We start from the raw sequence: 14751 nt of genomic DNA on the forward strand, positions 1-14751 counted from the left end.
GTGATCGATATCAACGAGTCCGTGATGCAGTTCCTTCTCGCATTGGTCGTCGTCGGCCCGCTCATCGGTGCCGCCGCCGCTCTCCTGCCGGCCCCGCCCGGACTGAAGGGGAAGTCGCCCGACCAGGCCGTCCTGCGGCACGGCGTCACCGTCACCGGCGCCGTCCTCATCGCCGCGATCGTCCTCGCGCTCGGCTTCGACCACGACCAGCCGTCGAAGATGCAGGCCAGCACGGACATCAGCTGGATCCCCGCACTCGACGTGCGCATCCACCTCGGCATCGACGGCATCTCCCTCCCCCTCCTGGTCCTGACCGCGCTGCTGACCTTCCTCTGCGCGCTCTACTCATACTTCAGGATGTCCCCGGGCCCGAGCCCGAAGGCGTTCGTCGCGCTGCTGCTCGTCCTCGAGTCCGGCACCCTCGCGACCTTCGCCGTCCTCGACCTGATCCTGTTCTTCCTCGCCTTCGAGATGGTCCTCATCCCGATGTACTTCCTCATCGCCCGCTGGGGCGGCGAGGGACGGGCCGGGGCCGCCTGGAAGTTCATCCTCTTCACGCTCCTCGGCTCCGTCGTCATGCTGCTCGGCCTGCTCCTGATCGGACTCAGCGCGGGCACATTCGACATGGTGGCACTCGCCACTGACAACGGCCGGTCGCTGACCACATCCGTGCAGGTCATCGCCGTTCTGGCGATCGGGATCGGCCTCGCGGTCAAGACCCCGATGTGGCCGCTGCACAGCTGGCTGCCCGACGCGCACACCGCCGCGCCGACCGTCGGCTCGGTCCTGCTGGCCGGCGTCCTGCTGAAGATGGGTACGTACGGGTTCGTCCGTATTCTCCTGCCGGTCGCACCGGACGGCTTCCGCACCTTCGCGCCCTACCTCGCCGCCTTCGCCGTCGTCGGCATCATCTACGGCTCCCTGGCCTGCCTGGCCCTCGCCAAACGGGGCGCGAAGGGCGACCTCAAGCGCCTCATCGCCTACTCCTCCGTCGGCCACATGGGCTTCGTCCTGCTCGGCATCGCGACCATGACCCCGACCGGCGTGAACGGCGCCCTGTTCGCCAACATCGCCCACGGCCTCATCACCGGCCTGCTCTTCTTCGTGGTCGGCGCACTCAAGGACCGCACCGGCACCACCGACCTCGACACCCTCGCCGAGGAGACGGGAGCCGCCCTGTACGGCAAGGCACCGCGCCTCGGCGGCCTGCTCGCCTTCGCGGCGGTCGCCTCGCTCGGGCTGCCGGGCCTGGCCGGGTTCTGGGGCGAGATGCTGGCCCTGTTCGGCGCCTTCGACCCCCACGACGACCTCAGTCGGCCCGCCTTCCTCACCTTCATGGCGATCGCCGCGTTCGGCACCCTGCTGACCGCCGCGTACATGCTGATCGTGGTCCGCCGCGTCTGCATGGGTGCCGTCCCGCAGGAGACACCGAAGCTGACCGACGTACGCACCTACGAGTTCGCCGCCTGGACGCCGCTCGTCGCCCTGACCGTCGTCGCCGGACTGTGGCCCAGGACCCTCCTCGGACTGACCGACCCGGCCGTGCAGCAGCTCCTCTCAGGAGGCACCCGATGAGCTCCCCGGTCCAGCCCCTCGCCGAGACCCTGGCGCAGCCACTGGCCCAGAACCTCGTCCAGTCCGTCGACTGGCTCGCCATCGCGCCCCCCACCATCACGGCGGTCGTGGGACTCGTCGTCCTCGTCGCCGACCTGTTCGTCAAGGACGCCCGCAAACCGCTGCTCGGCTGGATCTCGGTCGCCGGACTCGCCGCGGCCGCCCTCATGCTGCTGCCCCTGGTGAACGGTGACCGCTCGACGTTCTGCCTGACCGGCGACGCCGACGTCTGCAGCTACACCGCGGACACCTTCACCCTCGCCATCCAGTTCCTGGTGCTCGGCGGCGCCCTTCTGACCGCCCTGCTGTCCATCACCGCCGTGAAGGACGCCGACCGCGGGCTGCCCGAGGGCGAGTTCTGGTTCCTGCTGCTCTCCTCCGCGGCCGGCGCCGCCCTCCTGCCCGCCTCCCGCGACCTCGCCACCCTGATCGTCGCCCTGGAGGTCGCCTCTCTCCCCGCCTTCGCCCTCGTGGGCCTGCGCCAGGGCGACCGCCGGTCCTCCGAAGCGGCCCTGAAGTTCTTCCTGTCCTCGGTCACCGCGACCGCGGTCAGCCTCATGGGCATCAGCTTCGTGTACGCCTCCACCGGCACCCTCTACCTCACCCAGGTGGCCGAACGCATCCAGGACGTCGACGGGCAGCTCACCACGCTCGCCCAGACCGGCGTCGTCCTCACGCTCGTCGGCTTCGCCTTCAAGACGGCCGCCGTCCCGTTCCACTTCTGGGTGCCCGACACCTACGTGGGCGCCCCCCTGCCCGTCGCCGCCTATCTGTCCGTCGTCGGCAAGGCGGTCGGCTTCTCCGGCCTGATCCTCGTCACGGTCATCGCCCTCCCGTCCTACGCCGACGTCTGGGGGCCGGCCCTCGCAGCACTGGCCGCGCTCACCATGACCGTCGGCAACGTGGGAGCCCTCCGGCAGCAGGGCACGCGCGCGTACAGCGCGGTACGCCTCCTCGCCTGGTCCTCCGTCGGCCAGGCCGGCTACCTCCTGGTGCCGATCGCCGCCGCCGCGTACTCCGACGACCCCGAACGGTCGATCGGCTCCACCGTCGCCTACGCCCTCATGTACGCGGCGGTGAACCTCGGCGCCTTCGCGGTGGCCGCGTTCGTGGGCCGCACCAGGACGTCGAACCGCGTCGCCGACTACCGCGGCCTGTACGCCTCCAACCCGCTGACGGCCCTGCTCCTGGCGTTCTTCCTGCTCTGCCTCGCCGGACTGCCGCCCGGCATCATCGGCCTCTTCACCAAGGTCACGGTCTTCTCCGCCGCCGTCGACGCGGGCCTCGGTTGGCTGGCCGTGGTCATGGCCGTCAACGTCGTCATCGCGCTGTTCTACTACCTCCAATGGACGGCACTGCTGTTCCGCGCACCGGAGGGCGCGACCGTCGGGCACCGTGTTCCCGCCCCCGTCACCGCCGCGATCACCCTGACCGCGGTCCTCGCCGTGGCCCTGTCCGGAGCACCCCAGCTGATCCTGCGCTTCGCCGACACGGGCCTCTTCTGACCGGCAGCCGCCCGCCGAAGCCTTCACCCGTACGGACTACGCGCCCCGCCGCAGACGGCGGGGAACTGGTTGCCCTCGCCTGGCGTTGACCAGTACGGAAGGGTCCACTGGACGTGATGCCACGGCACCGGTGGCATCGAGGACCAGGAAGCAACCACAGCGAGCGAGACCAGCAAGCGAAGGGTTCCCCTGCCGCACCACTTGGAGGGCGTACCGTGCACCGCCGGCACAACGGGCTCAGGACCGCAGTTCTCCTCGGGGGACTGTCCGCGCTCATCATCGTCATCGGCAGTTTCTTCGGCCGAGCGGGGCTCGTCGTCGCCGTTCTCGTCGCCCTGGGCACGAACGCGTACGCGTACTGGAACAGCGACAGACTGGCCCTGCGCGCGATGCGTGCCCGCCCGGTCAGCGAGTTCGAGGCCCCGGCGCTCTACCGCATGGTCCGCGAGCTCTCCACCCAGGCCCGCCAGCCCATGCCCCGCCTGTACATCTCGCCGACCGAGGCACCCAACGCCTTCGCGACCGGCCGCAACCCGCGCAACGCGGCCGTGTGCTGCACCGAGGGCATCCTGCGCCTGCTCGACGAGCGCGAGCTGCGCGGCGTCATCGGACACGAGCTCAGCCATGTCTACAACCGCGACATCCTGATCTCCTCGGTCGCGGGCGCCCTCGCCTCCGTGATCATGTTCCTGGTCAACTTCGCCTGGCTGATCCCCATCGGGCGGTCCAACGACGATGACGGACCCGGATTGCTGGGCATGCTCCTCATCATGATCCTCGGTCCGCTCGCCGCCACCGTCATCCAACTGGCGATCAGCCGCTCCAGGGAGTACGAGGCCGACGCCTCAGGCGCGCAGCTCACCGGCGACCCGATCGCCCTCGCCGGCGCCCTGCGCAAGCTGGAACAGGGCACGAAGCAGCTTCCGCTGCCCCCGGAGCCCCGGATCGAGACCGCCAGTCACATGATGATCGCCAACCCGTTCCGCCCGGGACAGGGACTGTCGAAGATGTTCTCCACTCACCCTCCGATGGCGGAGCGGATCGCCCGACTCGAAAAGATGGCAGGTCGACAGCAGTGAAGACGATCCTCAACGTCATTTGGCTCATATTCAGCGGCTTCTGGCTGTTCCTCGGCTACCTGCTCGCGGGCGTCCTGCTCTGCATCACGGTCATCGGGATCCCGTTCGGCATCGCGGCGTTCCGCATCGGTGTCTACGCCCTGTGGCCCTTCGGGTACACGGCGGTGGAGCGCCGCGACGCGGGAGCGCCGTCCTGCATCGGCAACGTGCTGTGGCTGATCCTCGCCGGGTGGTGGTTGGCCATCGGCCACATCGTCACCGGTATCGCCCTGTGCGTGACGATCATCGGCATCCCGCTCGGCATCGCCAACTTCAAGCTGATCCCCGTCTCCCTGCTCCCCCTGGGCCGCGAAATCGTGCGGACCGACCAGCCGTTCACGGCCACCGGCTCCACACAGAGGACCGGCTGGTAGGAGCCGCGTTTTCCACAACCGGGGGGTTGTCCACAGGCCCGCTCGCCTGTCGGTGGCGGCCTGCATCATGAACTCATGACCGAGATCGAGCAGTTGCCGGCACGAGTGGCCGTCGAGGCACGCAAGGCCCGTTCCCGGGGCTGGGCTTCCCTGCCCGAGCCCGCGACGGGCCTGTCCCTTCCCACGCTGCTCGCCGAGCTCCGTCCGCGGATGGGCGACGGCGGATTCGCCCCGGCACAGGCCTTCTGAGAGGCCGTCGGCACAGCACCACGACCGCCGAGCCGCGGCAGGACATGTACGGCGTCGCAGCGGCCGCCTACCGCGAAGCCCCTCTGCGCACCCCGTACGCCACCACACCCACCGCAAGCACACCCACGCCCACGACCACCGACATCACCGGAAGCGAGAACGCGAGCACCACGCACCCGACCAGCCCCAGCGCCGGTACGACCCGCGCCGCCCTCGACGAGCCCAGCGTCCAGGCCGACGCGTTGGCGACGGCGTAGTACGTCAGCACCCCGAAGGAGGAGAAACCGATCGCACCCCGCACATCCACCGTGGCGGCCAGTACCGCCACCACCGCGCCCACGGCCAGCTCAGCACGGTGCGGCACCTGGAACCGCGGATGCACCGCGGCCAGCACCCCGGGCAGATGACGGTCCCGGGCCATGGCCAGCGTCGTCCGCGAAACGCCCAGGATCAGCGACAGAAGCGCGCCCAGCGCGGCCACCGCGGCGCCCACCCGCACGACCGGCACCAGCTCCGGCAGGCCCGCCGCCCGTACCGCGTCGGCCAGGGGCGCCGTCGCCTGCCTGAGCCCCCCCGAGCCCAGCACGGAAAGGACAGCCACCGCGACACACCCGTACACCGCCAGAGTGATGCCCAGGGCCAAGGGGATCGCGCGGGGGATCGTGCGCTCCGGGTCCCGTACCTCCTCGCCCAGGGTCGCGATGCGGGCGTACCCCGCGAAGGCGAAGAACAGCAGCCCGGCCGCCTGCAGGACCCCGCCGGCGCCGTCCGACAGCCCGATGTCCAGCCGCCCGGCGTCGGACCGGCCGGACCCCAGGCACACCACCACCACGGAAGCGAGGACAGCCAGGACCACCGCCACGATCGCTCGCGTCAGCCAGGCCGACTTCTGGATGCCGCCGTAGTTCACCGCGGTCAGCGCCACCACGGCCGCGACGGCCACCACATGCGCCTGCTCGGGCCAGACGTAGGCGCCCACGGTGAGCGCCATCGCAGCGCAGGAGGCCGTTTTGCCGACGACGAACGACCAGCCCGCCAGGTACCCCCAGAACTCCCCGAGCCGCTCGCGCCCGTAGACGTACGTGCCGCCGGAGGCCGGATACCGGGCGGCCAGCCGCGCCGACGACATGGCGTTGCAGTAGGCGACGACGGCGGCCACGGCGAGGCCGGGCAGCAGCCCCGACCCGGCCGCCCGGGCCGCGGGCGCCAGGGCGGCGAAGACCCCGGCGCCGATCATCGAGCCGAGCCCCACGACCACGGCATCGCCGACGCCGAGGGTGCGCCGCAGCTCCGAACCCGCAGGTGTCATGCGTCGCACCCTACTGTTCGGCGCAACCACGGGGCGCGCCCGGGACGTCCTCCCCACCAAGAGAACATGAACACGCGCGGAGGAAACGGCCCCACAGCACTGGGACAGCGCGGGCACAGCGAGAAAGGGCAGGGTCGCGGCATGACCGTCATCAGCTGGATCATCCTCGGACTGTTGGCCGGAGCCATCGCCAAGTTCCTGCTCCCGGGCCGTGACCCCGGAGGGCTCGTCGGCACCACCCTCATCGGCATCGCGGGCGCCTTCATCGGCGGCTGGATATCGGCCCGCTGGCTGGACCACCCGATCAGCAAGGACTTCTACGACGGTGCCACCTGGGCGGCGGCGATCGGCGGTTCCCTGGTCCTCCTGGTGGCCTACCGGCTCCTGTTCGGCAACTCGCGCGACTGAACGCCCTGGCGGCACGCACCGACCGCAGTGAGAAGGGTGGACACCGTCGGGTGCCCACCCTTCCTCGCGAGTCGCGGCCTGTGCGTCGACGTCTCAGCAGGTCACCGATAGTTACCGGTAGTTGACGAACTGCAGTGCGAAGTCGAAGTCCTGGCTCTTCAGCAGGGCGATCACGGTCTGGAGGTCGTCCCGGCTCTTCGAGGAGACCCGCAGCTCCTCGCCCTGCACCTGGGCCTTCACGCCCTTGGGGCCCTCGTCACGGATGAGCTTGGCCACCTTCTTCGCGTTCTCCTGGGAGATGCCCTCCTCGATCGACGCGAAGATCTTGTACTCCTTGCCGGAGAGCTGGGGCTCGCCCGCGTCCAGAGCCTTCAGCGAGATGCCGCGCTTGATCAGCTTGGACTGGAAGACGTCGAGGACAGCGCTTACCCGGTCCTCGGAGTTGGCCTCCATGAGGATCTTCTCCCCGGACCAGGAGATGGAGGCGCCCACGCCCTTGAAGTCGTAGCGCTGCGAGATCTCCTTGGCGGCCTGGTTGAGGGCGTTGTCGACCTCCTGCCGCTCGACCTTCGAGACGATGTCGAAACTGGAGTCGGCCATGTCCTGTGGCTCCTTGTATCTGGGTGCGTGGTATCTGGCTGCGTGTCGGGCCGCGTATCGGGTCCGTGCCGGCACACGTCGGCGGCCGCCGAGCCCGGCAGGCGTCCTCGGCCGCATCCGGACCAGCCTAGCCACCCCCCGCCCCCGGAGTGGCGATCAATCGGGTGGCGAAGCACCCCTCCACATCGGGTATTGTTTACGTCGTTGCCACGGAGCACCGCCGAAGAGCGGTTCGAAGGGCAGCGAACCCCGGCGGTGTGCCCGAGCGGCCAAAGGGAGCAGACTGTAAATCTGCCGGCTCAGCCTTCCCAGGTTCGAATCCTGGCGCCGCCACACGGGAACGAGAGGCCCCGTGACCTGCCCGAACAGCAGGTCACGGGGCCTCTCGTCATTTCCTTGTCCGAAAAGGCCGATCATCGGCGCGGCTCGGTGCCCGGGTTCCGGGCAGACTGGGGCCATGGCCTCGTCCTCCCGTCGTAGAACCTGCCCCGAGTGCCGTCGTGAGATCGCCGTCGTCGCGGGACGGTACGCGCGTCACGACCCGTCCGGTGCGCGGGGGAGTGGCGATCTGGTCTCCTGCCCGGGGTCACGCAGGCCGGCGCAACTGGGGGCGGTGCAGCCGTCCTTGGACGGGTACGTCGTCCCTGGATTTCCCGGGCAACTGCCCCTGTTCTGACGTTCCCGACGTTCCGGCCGTACGCGGCGGCACGCCGCTCGCGCTCAGTTCCCGGCCACCGACTTCACCGCGACCGACACGGGCGTCGAGCCGCTGATCAGCTCCAGGGTCAGGCCGTTGGTGGCCGGGGTGTCGACCAGTTCCGCCAGGACGGCGGCCACGTCGTCGCGCGGGACCGGGCCGCGGCCGGTGTGTGCCTCCAGGCGGACCAGGCCGGTGCCGGCGTCGTCCGTCAGCATGCCAGGACGCAGGATCGTCCAGTCCAGCTCGCCCAGCGCACGCACATAGGCGTCGGCCTCGCCCTTGGCGCGCTGGTAGACGTCGAAGACCTCGTCCCCCTGGTGCTGTGGGTCGGCGCCCATGGACGAGACGACCAGGAAGCGTCGTACACCCGCCCGGACCGCCGCGTCCGCGAAGAGGACCGCAGCCGCCTTGTCCACGGTCTCCTTGCGGGCCGTCCCGCTCCCGGGGCCCGCGCCCGCCGCGAAGACCGCCGCGTCCGCGCCGCGCAGCCGCTCCGCGACCTCCTCGACCGAGGCCGACTCGAGGTCGAGCACAACCGGTTCGGCGCCGGCCGCACGCAGATCGTCCGCCTGCTCGGCCTTGCGGATGATGCCCGCCACCTCGTCACCGCGCGCGGCGAGCAACCGCTCCAGCCGCAGCGCGATCTGACCATGACCACCAGCGATGACAATGCGCATGTCTTCGACCGTACGCCCCGACGGCCGCCTCCGCCGCACCACTTCGGCCGTTTCGCACCACGCCCCACCCGGGCGCCAACCGGGCCCTCATCGGCCCCGTTCGTGCCCCACCCGACCCCACCCGACCCCAGCCGGTCCCACCGAGGAGCCATCCGGGTCCCGTCCGGCGCCACCGGCCTCACCGGCGGCCACCCGGGCCCCATCGGGCACGCCCCGGCTCACCGGCGGCCACCCGGGAGTCATCGGCCCCCCCCGAGCGGCCACTGAGCCCCACCCGGGCCGGCCCACCTGACCCCACCGCCACCCGCGCCGCTCCCCTGGGCGCCGATCGCCGCACCGTCGTCAAGGCCGCTCCCCACGCTCCCCCCGCCCCTGCCGGGGCAGTTCCAGGTCGGTCGCGGTCGTCGAGTCGCCGTACTCGCGTACCGCGCTCGTCCGGGCCACCACGCGCCCCCGGTGCACCACGATCCTGCTGTACGCCAGCGACAGCGCGCCCGCCAGCCGGTCCCCGCGCACCGCGAGGAGTTCGGCCGGGAAGCCCGCCTCCACCCGCACCTCGGGCAGCCCCAGCGCCGCCCGGGCCGCCGTGCTCACCGTGTCGTACGCGTCCTCGGGGCGCAGCCCGTGGCGTGCGGTCAGCAGGAACGCCGCCTCCAGGGGGTCGCCGCGCCCGACCGGGTTGGAGACGTCCCGGAGCGCGCCGCTGCCGGCGGCGACCCGCACCCCGGCCGCGCGCAGCAGCCGTACCGGAGCCGTGCCGTCGCGCCGGTCCACGGCGCCGCAGGCGCCCTGCGGCAGGCACACCACCGTCACTCCGGCTGCCGCGAGCCGGTCCGCGGCCCGGGAGGCTGCGTCGGCGGGCAGCCGGCCCAGGCCGCCGCAGGGGCCGAGGGTCACTCCGGGACGCAATCCGCCCGCCATCGCCGCCAGCCGGGCCAGCCGTGCCGGATCGTCGGCGTCCGTGTGCAGGTCGACCGGGCGGCCGTGCTCGCCGGCGACCTCCAGGACCGCCTCCACGTATCCCGCCGGGTCGGGATCCAGGTCCGGGCAGCCGCCCACCACGTCCGCGCCCATCTTCACCGCGTCCCGCAGCATGGCCAGCCCGTCGGCCCCGGCCACTCCGGTCAGCACCCTCGGCATCGCCACCGTGGTCAGCTCGGCCAGTCCACGCAGCGTGCGCCGCGCCCGCAGTACGGCGGTCAGCGCGCCCAGGCCCGGAACGTCACCCACGCGCACGTGCGCCCGTAGCGCGGTCGCCCCGTGTCCCAGCTGGAGCAGGGCGGCCTCCGTGACCCGGCGCTGGACGTCCAGGGGGTCGTAGGAGACGGGGCCGGGGGCGTCGGCCGTCAGTGCCGTGTCGCCGTGGGCGTGGGGTTCGGCGGGGGCGGGGAGGAGCAGGTAGCCGCTGATGTCCACGCGGGTGCCGGGGCCGGGCGTACGGGCCGTCGACAGGCTGCCGGCGGTGCCGACCGCCTCGATGCGTCCGTCGTGCACCCGTACGTCCACGGTCCGGCCGTCGGCGAGCCGCGCCCCGGAGAGCAGCAGTGCGCCGCGCCCGGCCGGACCCGAGGCGGAGGACGAGTGGGGCGGCTGCGGCTGGCTGTCGGGCATCGCGCTCCTCTGGGCTCGGGGCTGCGCAGTGGGGGACGCAAGATCACGCAGAGTGAGTCGAGCCTAGGACGGTGATCTCCCGGCGGCGCGGAGGAGCGCAATAGTCGTACCGATGCGGTCCGCCGGATGCGGGGTCCGGGGGGAGCGCAGGCGCGGTCCGGGGGAGGGGCCGGGGACGGGACGGGGCAGGGACGGCGAAACGGATTTGGGCGAACGGCGGGCGACCGTGTAATGTCTTCATCGCTCGCCCCAATAGCTCAGTCGGCAGAGCGTCTCCATGGTAAGGAGAAGGTCAACGGTTCGATTCCGTTTTGGGGCTCTGGTGTGAGAGGTTCCCGCCGCAAGGCGGGGCCCGATCGCATCGCAGCGGTGTAGCTCAGTCGGTAGAGCAAGCGGCTCATAATCGCTGTGTCACCGGTTCAAGTCCGGTCACCGCTACTGACAGTAGCCGATTGCGGGGTCGGTCCTTCGATCGGCTACTCTTCTATGCGTTAATCAGTCCCATCCGTTCGTCAAGGAGCACTCACGTGGCTGCCACCGACGTCCGCCCGAAGATCACGCTGGCCTGCGTGGAGTGCAAGGAGCGGAACTACATCACCAAGAAGAACCGGCGTAACAACCCGGACCGACTGGAGATGAAGAAGCACTGCCCGCGTTGCAACGCGCACACCGCGCACCGCGAGACGCGATAAATCAGGCTCGTACGCGAGGCCGTCCCCGAAACCTGGGGGCGGCCTCGCGTCGTTTGGGTCAGTGGTGCCGAGACGGTGCCGACAGCCGCAGAGAGCAGCAGGAGGTTGCGAGCCCATGGCGCTCGACCAGTCGTTCGTGGGGCGGGTCTATCCGCCGACCGCGCCCTACGAGGTGGGCCGGGAGAAGATCCGTGAGTTCGCGGAGGCGGTGGGGGACGCCAACCCGGCGTACAGGGACACGGACGCCGCGAAGGCGCTCGGCCACCCGGATGTGATCGCGCCGCCGACCTTCGTGTTCGCGATCACGTTCAAGGCGGCGGGGCAGGTGATCGAGGACCCGCAGCTGGGCCTGGACTACAGCCGGGTGGTGCACGGCGACCAGAAGTTCGCGTACGTCCGTCCGGTGCGGGCCGGTGACCGGCTGACGGTCACCTCGACCATCGAGGCGATCAAGTCGATGGCGGGCAACGACATCCTGGACATCCGCGGCGAGGTGCACGACGAGGCCGGCGAGCACGTCGTGACCGCCTGGACCAAGCTCGTGGCCCGTGCGGCCGAGGAGGCGTGAGCATCCCATGACGGAACCCGTGACCCGTCCCATGACGGCGAAGCCCGCGTACGGCGACGTCGAGGTCGGCACCGAGCTGCCCGCGCAGACCTTCCCCGTGGACCGTGCCACGCTCGTGCGGTACGCGGGTGCCTCCGGCGACTTCAACCCGATCCACTGGAACGAGAGGTTCGCCAAGGAGGTCGGCCTGCCGGACGTGATCGCGCACGGCATGTTCACCATGGCCGAGGCCATCCGCGTGGTCACCGACTGGACCGGTGACCCGGGCGCGGTCGTGGAGTACGGCGTCCGCTTCACCCGGCCGGTCGTCGTCCCGAACGACGACGAGGGCGCCGTCATCGAGGTCAGCGGCAAGGTCGCGGCCAAGCTCGACGACAACAAGGTCCGCGTCGACCTCACGGCCACCAGCGCAGGACAGAAGGTCCTCGGGATGTCCCGGGCCGTCGTGCGCCTGGGCTGACCCGCTGATTGTCGCGTAAGGGGCGTCCTCCTGAGAGGGCGCCCCTTACGCGATCCTCCCCGGCCGGCGACCGGGGACCGCGCCTTGACTTAGTTAGTGATTGAGTACTAACTTTTCTTGCATGGTCAGGATGAGCGCAGAGGAACGACGTGAGAGCGTCATCCGCGCGGCGATGAGCGAGTTCGCCAAGGGCGGCTACTTCGGCACGTCCACGGAGGCCATCGCCAAGCGGGTGGGCGTCTCGCAGCCGTACCTCTTCCGTCTTTTCCCGAGCAAGAAGGCGATCTTCCTCGCGGTGGCCGAACGCTGCCTCGAGGAAACGCGCCGCGTCTTCGTCGAGGCGTCCGAGGGGCTGCACGGCGACGAAGCGCTGCACGCCATGGCGGAGGCCTACACGCGCATGATCGCCGAGCAGCCCGAGCGGCTCCAGATGCAGCTGCAGACCTACGTGACGGTCGCGGCCGCCGAGGCCTCTGGGGATCACGAGTTCGGTGAGATGGTGCGCAAGGGCTGGATGGAGCTCTGGGACGCCGTGCACATCCCGCTGGGAGGCGACGTCGACGAGACGACGACCTTCATGGCGTTCGGGATGCTCATCAACACGCTGGCCGGCATGGGCTTTCCGCCGGAGCACCGGATCTGGGACGGCCTCTACCTCTCGGCGCGGGTCAAGCGGAGCCCGGAGGGCGACTCCTAGGGTCGCCGCGCCGCGCTGGCCCGACCGGCCCGACCGTGCCGACGCGTCCGCGTACCTTCGGCGCATCTCCATGACCATAAAAGTTAGTGATCAATAACTAATCCTGTCACCAAGGAACCTCAGGGGGAGAGATGTCACAGCAAGGCGCACGTACCAGCTCACGAGGTGGGGGAGCAGCCTGGGCCCTCGTCATCACCAGCGTCGCCGGCTTCATGGCGGCCCTGGACAATCTCGTCGTCACCACCGCCCTGCCCTCCATCCGCGAGGACCTGGGCGGGGCGCTGCACGACCTGGAATGGACGGTGAGCGCCTACACGCTCACCTTCGCCGTCCTCCTCATGTTCGGCGCGGCCCTCGGTGACCGCTTCGGCCGCCGACGGCTCTTCCTCGTCGGTCTGACCGTCTTCACCGGCGCCTCCGCCGCCGCGGCCATGGCACCCGGCCTCGACTCCCTCATCGCCGCCCGCGCGGTCCAGGGCGTCGGCGCGGCGATCATGATGCCGTTGACGCTCACCCTGCTGACGGCCGCCGTGCCCGCCGAACGGCGCGGGATGGCGTACGGCATCTGGGGCGCGGTCAACGGGCTCGCGGTGGCCTCCGGTCCGCTGGTCGGCGGCAGCCTCACCGAGCACATCTCCTGGCAGTGGATCTTCTGGCTGAACGTACCGCTGGGCATCGCCCTGCTGCCGCTCGCCCGCCTCCGCCTCGCCGAGTCGCACGGCACCGGCGCCCCGCTGGACCTGCCCGGAACGCTGCTCGCCAGCGGCGGTCTCTTCGGCGTCGTCTACGGCCTGGTCCGCGGGCCCGTCGACGGCTGGACCGGTGCCGTGGTGCTGACCGCCCTGTTCGCCGGCGCCGCGCTGCTCGTGGGCTTCGTGCTCTACAGCACCCGCGCGAAGAACCCCATGCTCCCGATGCGGCTGTTCCGCTCCCGCGCCTTCGCCGGGATCAACGCGGCGAGCCTGCTGATGTTCCTGGGGATGTTCGGTTCGATCTTCCTGCTCGCCCAGTACATGCAGGGCGTGCTCGGCTACACGCCCACCGAGGCGGGGCTGCGCATGCTGCCCTGGACCGGCATGCCGATGCTGGTCGCGCCGATCGCCGGCATCCTCTCGGACCGCATCGGAGGGCGCCCGGTCGTCGCCGCCGGACTCTTCCTCCAGGCGGCCGGCCTCGGCTACCTCGCCTCGGTGACCACGGCCGACGCCTCCTACGCCGCCCAGCTGCCCGGTCTGATCGTCAGCGGGATCGGCATGGCCCTGTTCTTCGCCCCGGCCTCCGCCCTGGTGATGTCCAGCGTCGTACCGAAGGAGCAGGGCATCGCCTCCGGCGCCAACAACGCGCTGCGGGAAGTGGGCGGCGCGCTCGGCATCGCCGTCATGTCCTCCATCTTCGCCGCCCGGGGCAGCTACGCGTCCGCGCAGTCCTTCGTCGACGGGCTGCGGCCCGCGGTCGCGGTGGGCGCCGGGATCGTGGCCCTCGGCGGCGTCGCGGCCCTGCTGATCCCGGCCCGCCGCCGGGGCGGCCCGACGGCACCGGACGGGGCCGGGAAGGGGCCCGCACCGGCAGCCGAGCAGGCGCTCGTCACCACCGCGCAAACGGCCTCCGGCTGACGCGCACGCCACCGAGATGCGACGCAGATATGCGACGCACGAGAAGCGACGCACGAGAAGCGACACACGAGAAGCGACACGCGAGAACCGAAAGGAGCCCGACATGCCCACTCTGCCCTGGACCGTGCCCAACCGGCCGCCGCAGGCCACCGAGGTCCACGTCTTCGCCTCCCGCTTCGAGACCCGCACCCTGTGGGGAGCGCTGAAGTTCCTGGCGCGCACCCCGGGCGTGTGGCGGCAGGTCAGGGGCGCGCGGGGAGCGTACGGCGCCTCCCTGAAGGCGGAGCCCTTCAAGCGCACCTTCTGGACGCTGTCCGCCTGGGAGTCGCCCGAGGCCCTCAAGGCCTTCGCCCACTCCGGCACCCACGCACCGACCTCCCGCGGGCTGTCCGCACAGATGCGGGACGCGAAGTTCACCGCCTGGTCGGCGCCGGGCGACGCGCTGCCGGTGAGCTGGGCGGAGGTACGCCGCCGCCTGTCGTGAGCACGCGCGCGTGGACAACGCCTCGGCCGGCCGGTCGGGGCGTTTCCCGCTGCGCGGGGCTGTCGGTGCCGT

The 14751-nt window shown here is 71.0% G+C and carries 17 protein-coding genes and 3 tRNA genes; 16 read left to right on the forward strand and 4 right to left on the reverse strand.

Features of this window, described 5'->3' with window-relative positions; all coding sequences use genetic code 11:
- The 5 genes from ACIGO6_RS21730 to ACIGO6_RS21750 all read left to right on the forward strand — a co-directional run bounded on the left by ACIGO6_RS21730 (position 1) and on the right by ACIGO6_RS21750 (position 4860).
- Positions 1 to 1575: a NuoM family protein gene (locus tag ACIGO6_RS21730; protein WP_399878603.1), complete on the forward strand. Its 1575-nt coding sequence runs from the start codon at positions 1 to 3 to the stop codon at positions 1573 to 1575.
- The gene (locus ACIGO6_RS21735; RefSeq protein ID WP_399878604.1) at positions 1572 to 3119 is read left to right on the forward strand and encodes an NADH-quinone oxidoreductase subunit N; all 1548 of its coding nucleotides are present in this window, start codon (positions 1572 to 1574) and stop codon (positions 3117 to 3119) included. Before ACIGO6_RS21730 ends, ACIGO6_RS21735 begins: the two co-directional genes overlap by 4 nt.
- A gap of 215 nt (positions 3120 to 3334) precedes the next feature.
- Entirely contained in the window at positions 3335 to 4198 is an 864-nt protein-coding gene (gene htpX / locus ACIGO6_RS21740; RefSeq protein ID WP_399878606.1) for a zinc metalloprotease HtpX, read from the forward strand.
- Positions 4195 to 4611: a YccF domain-containing protein gene (locus ACIGO6_RS21745; protein WP_399878608.1), complete on the forward strand. Its 417-nt coding sequence runs from the start codon at positions 4195 to 4197 to the stop codon at positions 4609 to 4611. Before htpX ends, ACIGO6_RS21745 begins: the two co-directional genes overlap by 4 nt.
- A 75-nt stretch (positions 4612 to 4686) precedes the next feature.
- Positions 4687 to 4860 (forward strand): hypothetical protein, encoded by a 174-nt coding sequence (locus ACIGO6_RS21750; RefSeq protein WP_399878610.1) that lies wholly within the window; start codon positions 4687 to 4689, stop codon positions 4858 to 4860.
- A 67-nt stretch (positions 4861 to 4927) separates the two neighbouring features.
- On the opposite strand, the gene ACIGO6_RS21755 is transcribed toward ACIGO6_RS21750, so the two are convergent.
- On the reverse strand, positions 4928 to 6169 hold the full coding sequence (locus ACIGO6_RS21755) for an APC family permease (protein WP_399878612.1): 1242 nt from the start codon (positions 6167 to 6169) through the stop codon (positions 4928 to 4930).
- Between the two features lie 141 nt (positions 6170 to 6310).
- Here ACIGO6_RS21755 and ACIGO6_RS21760 point away from each other — a divergent pair, with 141 nt between their 5' ends.
- Positions 6311 to 6577, forward strand: a complete 267-nt coding sequence (locus tag ACIGO6_RS21760; RefSeq protein WP_217143371.1) for a GlsB/YeaQ/YmgE family stress response membrane protein — start codon at positions 6311 to 6313, stop codon at positions 6575 to 6577.
- A 111-nt stretch (positions 6578 to 6688) separates the two neighbouring features.
- Here ACIGO6_RS21760 and ACIGO6_RS21765 read toward each other — a convergent pair whose 3' ends face one another.
- Positions 6689 to 7177, reverse strand: a complete 489-nt coding sequence (locus ACIGO6_RS21765; protein WP_399878615.1) for a YajQ family cyclic di-GMP-binding protein — start codon at positions 7175 to 7177, stop codon at positions 6689 to 6691.
- Positions 7178 to 7428: 251 nt separating this feature from the next.
- Here ACIGO6_RS21765 and ACIGO6_RS21770 point away from each other — a divergent pair.
- Both ACIGO6_RS21770 and ACIGO6_RS21775 read left to right on the forward strand, forming a co-directional pair.
- Positions 7429 to 7510 (forward strand) — tRNA-Tyr (locus tag ACIGO6_RS21770).
- A 124-nt stretch (positions 7511 to 7634) separates the two neighbouring features.
- On the forward strand, positions 7635 to 7853 hold the full coding sequence (locus ACIGO6_RS21775) for a hypothetical protein (RefSeq protein ID WP_399878617.1): 219 nt from the start codon (positions 7635 to 7637) through the stop codon (positions 7851 to 7853).
- Positions 7854 to 7897: 44 nt separating this feature from the next.
- Here the strand turns inward: ACIGO6_RS21775 and ACIGO6_RS21780 are convergent, their stop codons facing one another.
- Both ACIGO6_RS21780 and ACIGO6_RS21785 read right to left on the reverse strand, forming a co-directional pair.
- On the reverse strand, positions 7898 to 8554 hold the full coding sequence (locus ACIGO6_RS21780; protein ID WP_399878619.1) for an SDR family oxidoreductase: 657 nt from the start codon (positions 8552 to 8554) through the stop codon (positions 7898 to 7900).
- Positions 8555 to 8896: 342 nt separating this feature from the next.
- Positions 8897 to 10165, reverse strand: coding sequence for a hydrolase (locus ACIGO6_RS21785; protein ID WP_399878621.1), 1269 nt, complete (start codon positions 10163 to 10165; stop codon positions 8897 to 8899).
- 246 nt (positions 10166 to 10411) lie between these two features.
- Between ACIGO6_RS21785 and ACIGO6_RS21790 the strand changes: the two genes are divergently transcribed.
- The 8 genes from ACIGO6_RS21790 (at position 10412) to ACIGO6_RS21825 (ending at position 14679) form a co-directional block, all read left to right on the forward strand.
- Positions 10412 to 10484, forward strand: a tRNA-Thr gene (locus ACIGO6_RS21790).
- Positions 10485 to 10530: 46 nt separating this feature from the next.
- Positions 10531 to 10603: transfer RNA gene (locus ACIGO6_RS21795), tRNA-Met, on the forward strand.
- Between the two features lie 89 nt (positions 10604 to 10692).
- On the forward strand, positions 10693 to 10857 hold the full coding sequence (gene rpmG / locus ACIGO6_RS21800; RefSeq protein WP_003948671.1) for a 50S ribosomal protein L33: 165 nt from the start codon (positions 10693 to 10695) through the stop codon (positions 10855 to 10857).
- A 115-nt stretch (positions 10858 to 10972) separates the two neighbouring features.
- Entirely contained in the window at positions 10973 to 11425 is a 453-nt protein-coding gene (locus tag ACIGO6_RS21805; RefSeq protein WP_399878622.1) for a MaoC family dehydratase N-terminal domain-containing protein, read from the forward strand.
- Between the two features lie 31 nt (positions 11426 to 11456).
- Positions 11457 to 11885 carry a MaoC family dehydratase gene (locus ACIGO6_RS21810; protein ID WP_399878951.1) on the forward strand — a complete coding sequence of 143 codons (429 nt, stop codon included), beginning with the start codon at positions 11457 to 11459 and terminating at the stop codon, positions 11883 to 11885.
- A gap of 121 nt (positions 11886 to 12006) precedes the next feature.
- Entirely contained in the window at positions 12007 to 12582 is a 576-nt protein-coding gene (locus tag ACIGO6_RS21815; RefSeq protein WP_399878624.1) for a TetR/AcrR family transcriptional regulator, read from the forward strand.
- Between the two features lie 131 nt (positions 12583 to 12713).
- Positions 12714 to 14195 (forward strand): DHA2 family efflux MFS transporter permease subunit, encoded by a 1482-nt coding sequence (locus ACIGO6_RS21820; protein ID WP_399878626.1) that lies wholly within the window; start codon positions 12714 to 12716, stop codon positions 14193 to 14195.
- A 103-nt stretch (positions 14196 to 14298) separates the two neighbouring features.
- On the forward strand, positions 14299 to 14679 hold the full coding sequence (locus ACIGO6_RS21825) for a DUF3291 domain-containing protein (RefSeq protein WP_399878628.1): 381 nt from the start codon (positions 14299 to 14301) through the stop codon (positions 14677 to 14679).
- Positions 14680 to 14751: the final 72 nt, after the last annotated feature.

The sequence above is a fragment of the Streptomyces sp. NPDC053750 genome, assembly GCF_044544295.1.
Lineage (GTDB): Bacteria > Actinomycetota > Actinomycetes > Streptomycetales > Streptomycetaceae > Streptomyces.

Excerpts from the sequence above, each read along its gene's own strand:
- ACIGO6_RS21820 (WP_399878626.1), top strand. The coding sequence starts at position 12,714 with ATGTCACAGCAAGGCGCACGTACCAGCTCACGAGGTGGGGGAGCAGCC.
- ACIGO6_RS21785 (WP_399878621.1), bottom strand. The coding sequence starts at position 10,165 with ATGCCCGACAGCCAGCCGCAGCCGCCCCACTCGTCCTCCGCCTCGGGT.
- ACIGO6_RS21760 (WP_217143371.1), top strand. The coding sequence starts at position 6,311 with ATGACCGTCATCAGCTGGATCATCCTCGGACTGTTGGCCGGAGCCATC.
- ACIGO6_RS21810 (WP_399878951.1), top strand. The coding sequence starts at position 11,457 with ATGACGGCGAAGCCCGCGTACGGCGACGTCGAGGTCGGCACCGAGCTG.
- ACIGO6_RS21815 (WP_399878624.1), top strand. The coding sequence starts at position 12,007 with ATGGTCAGGATGAGCGCAGAGGAACGACGTGAGAGCGTCATCCGCGCG.
- ACIGO6_RS21825 (WP_399878628.1), top strand. The coding sequence starts at position 14,299 with ATGCCCACTCTGCCCTGGACCGTGCCCAACCGGCCGCCGCAGGCCACC.
- ACIGO6_RS21775 (WP_399878617.1), top strand. The coding sequence starts at position 7,635 with ATGGCCTCGTCCTCCCGTCGTAGAACCTGCCCCGAGTGCCGTCGTGAG.
- ACIGO6_RS21780 (WP_399878619.1), bottom strand. The coding sequence starts at position 8,554 with ATGCGCATTGTCATCGCTGGTGGTCATGGTCAGATCGCGCTGCGGCTG.
- ACIGO6_RS21765 (WP_399878615.1), bottom strand. The coding sequence starts at position 7,177 with ATGGCCGACTCCAGTTTCGACATCGTCTCGAAGGTCGAGCGGCAGGAG.
- ACIGO6_RS21735 (WP_399878604.1), top strand. The coding sequence starts at position 1,572 with ATGAGCTCCCCGGTCCAGCCCCTCGCCGAGACCCTGGCGCAGCCACTG.
- ACIGO6_RS21805 (WP_399878622.1), top strand. The coding sequence starts at position 10,973 with ATGGCGCTCGACCAGTCGTTCGTGGGGCGGGTCTATCCGCCGACCGCG.
- ACIGO6_RS21750 (WP_399878610.1), top strand. The coding sequence starts at position 4,687 with ATGACCGAGATCGAGCAGTTGCCGGCACGAGTGGCCGTCGAGGCACGC.
- ACIGO6_RS21755 (WP_399878612.1), bottom strand. The coding sequence starts at position 6,169 with ATGACACCTGCGGGTTCGGAGCTGCGGCGCACCCTCGGCGTCGGCGAT.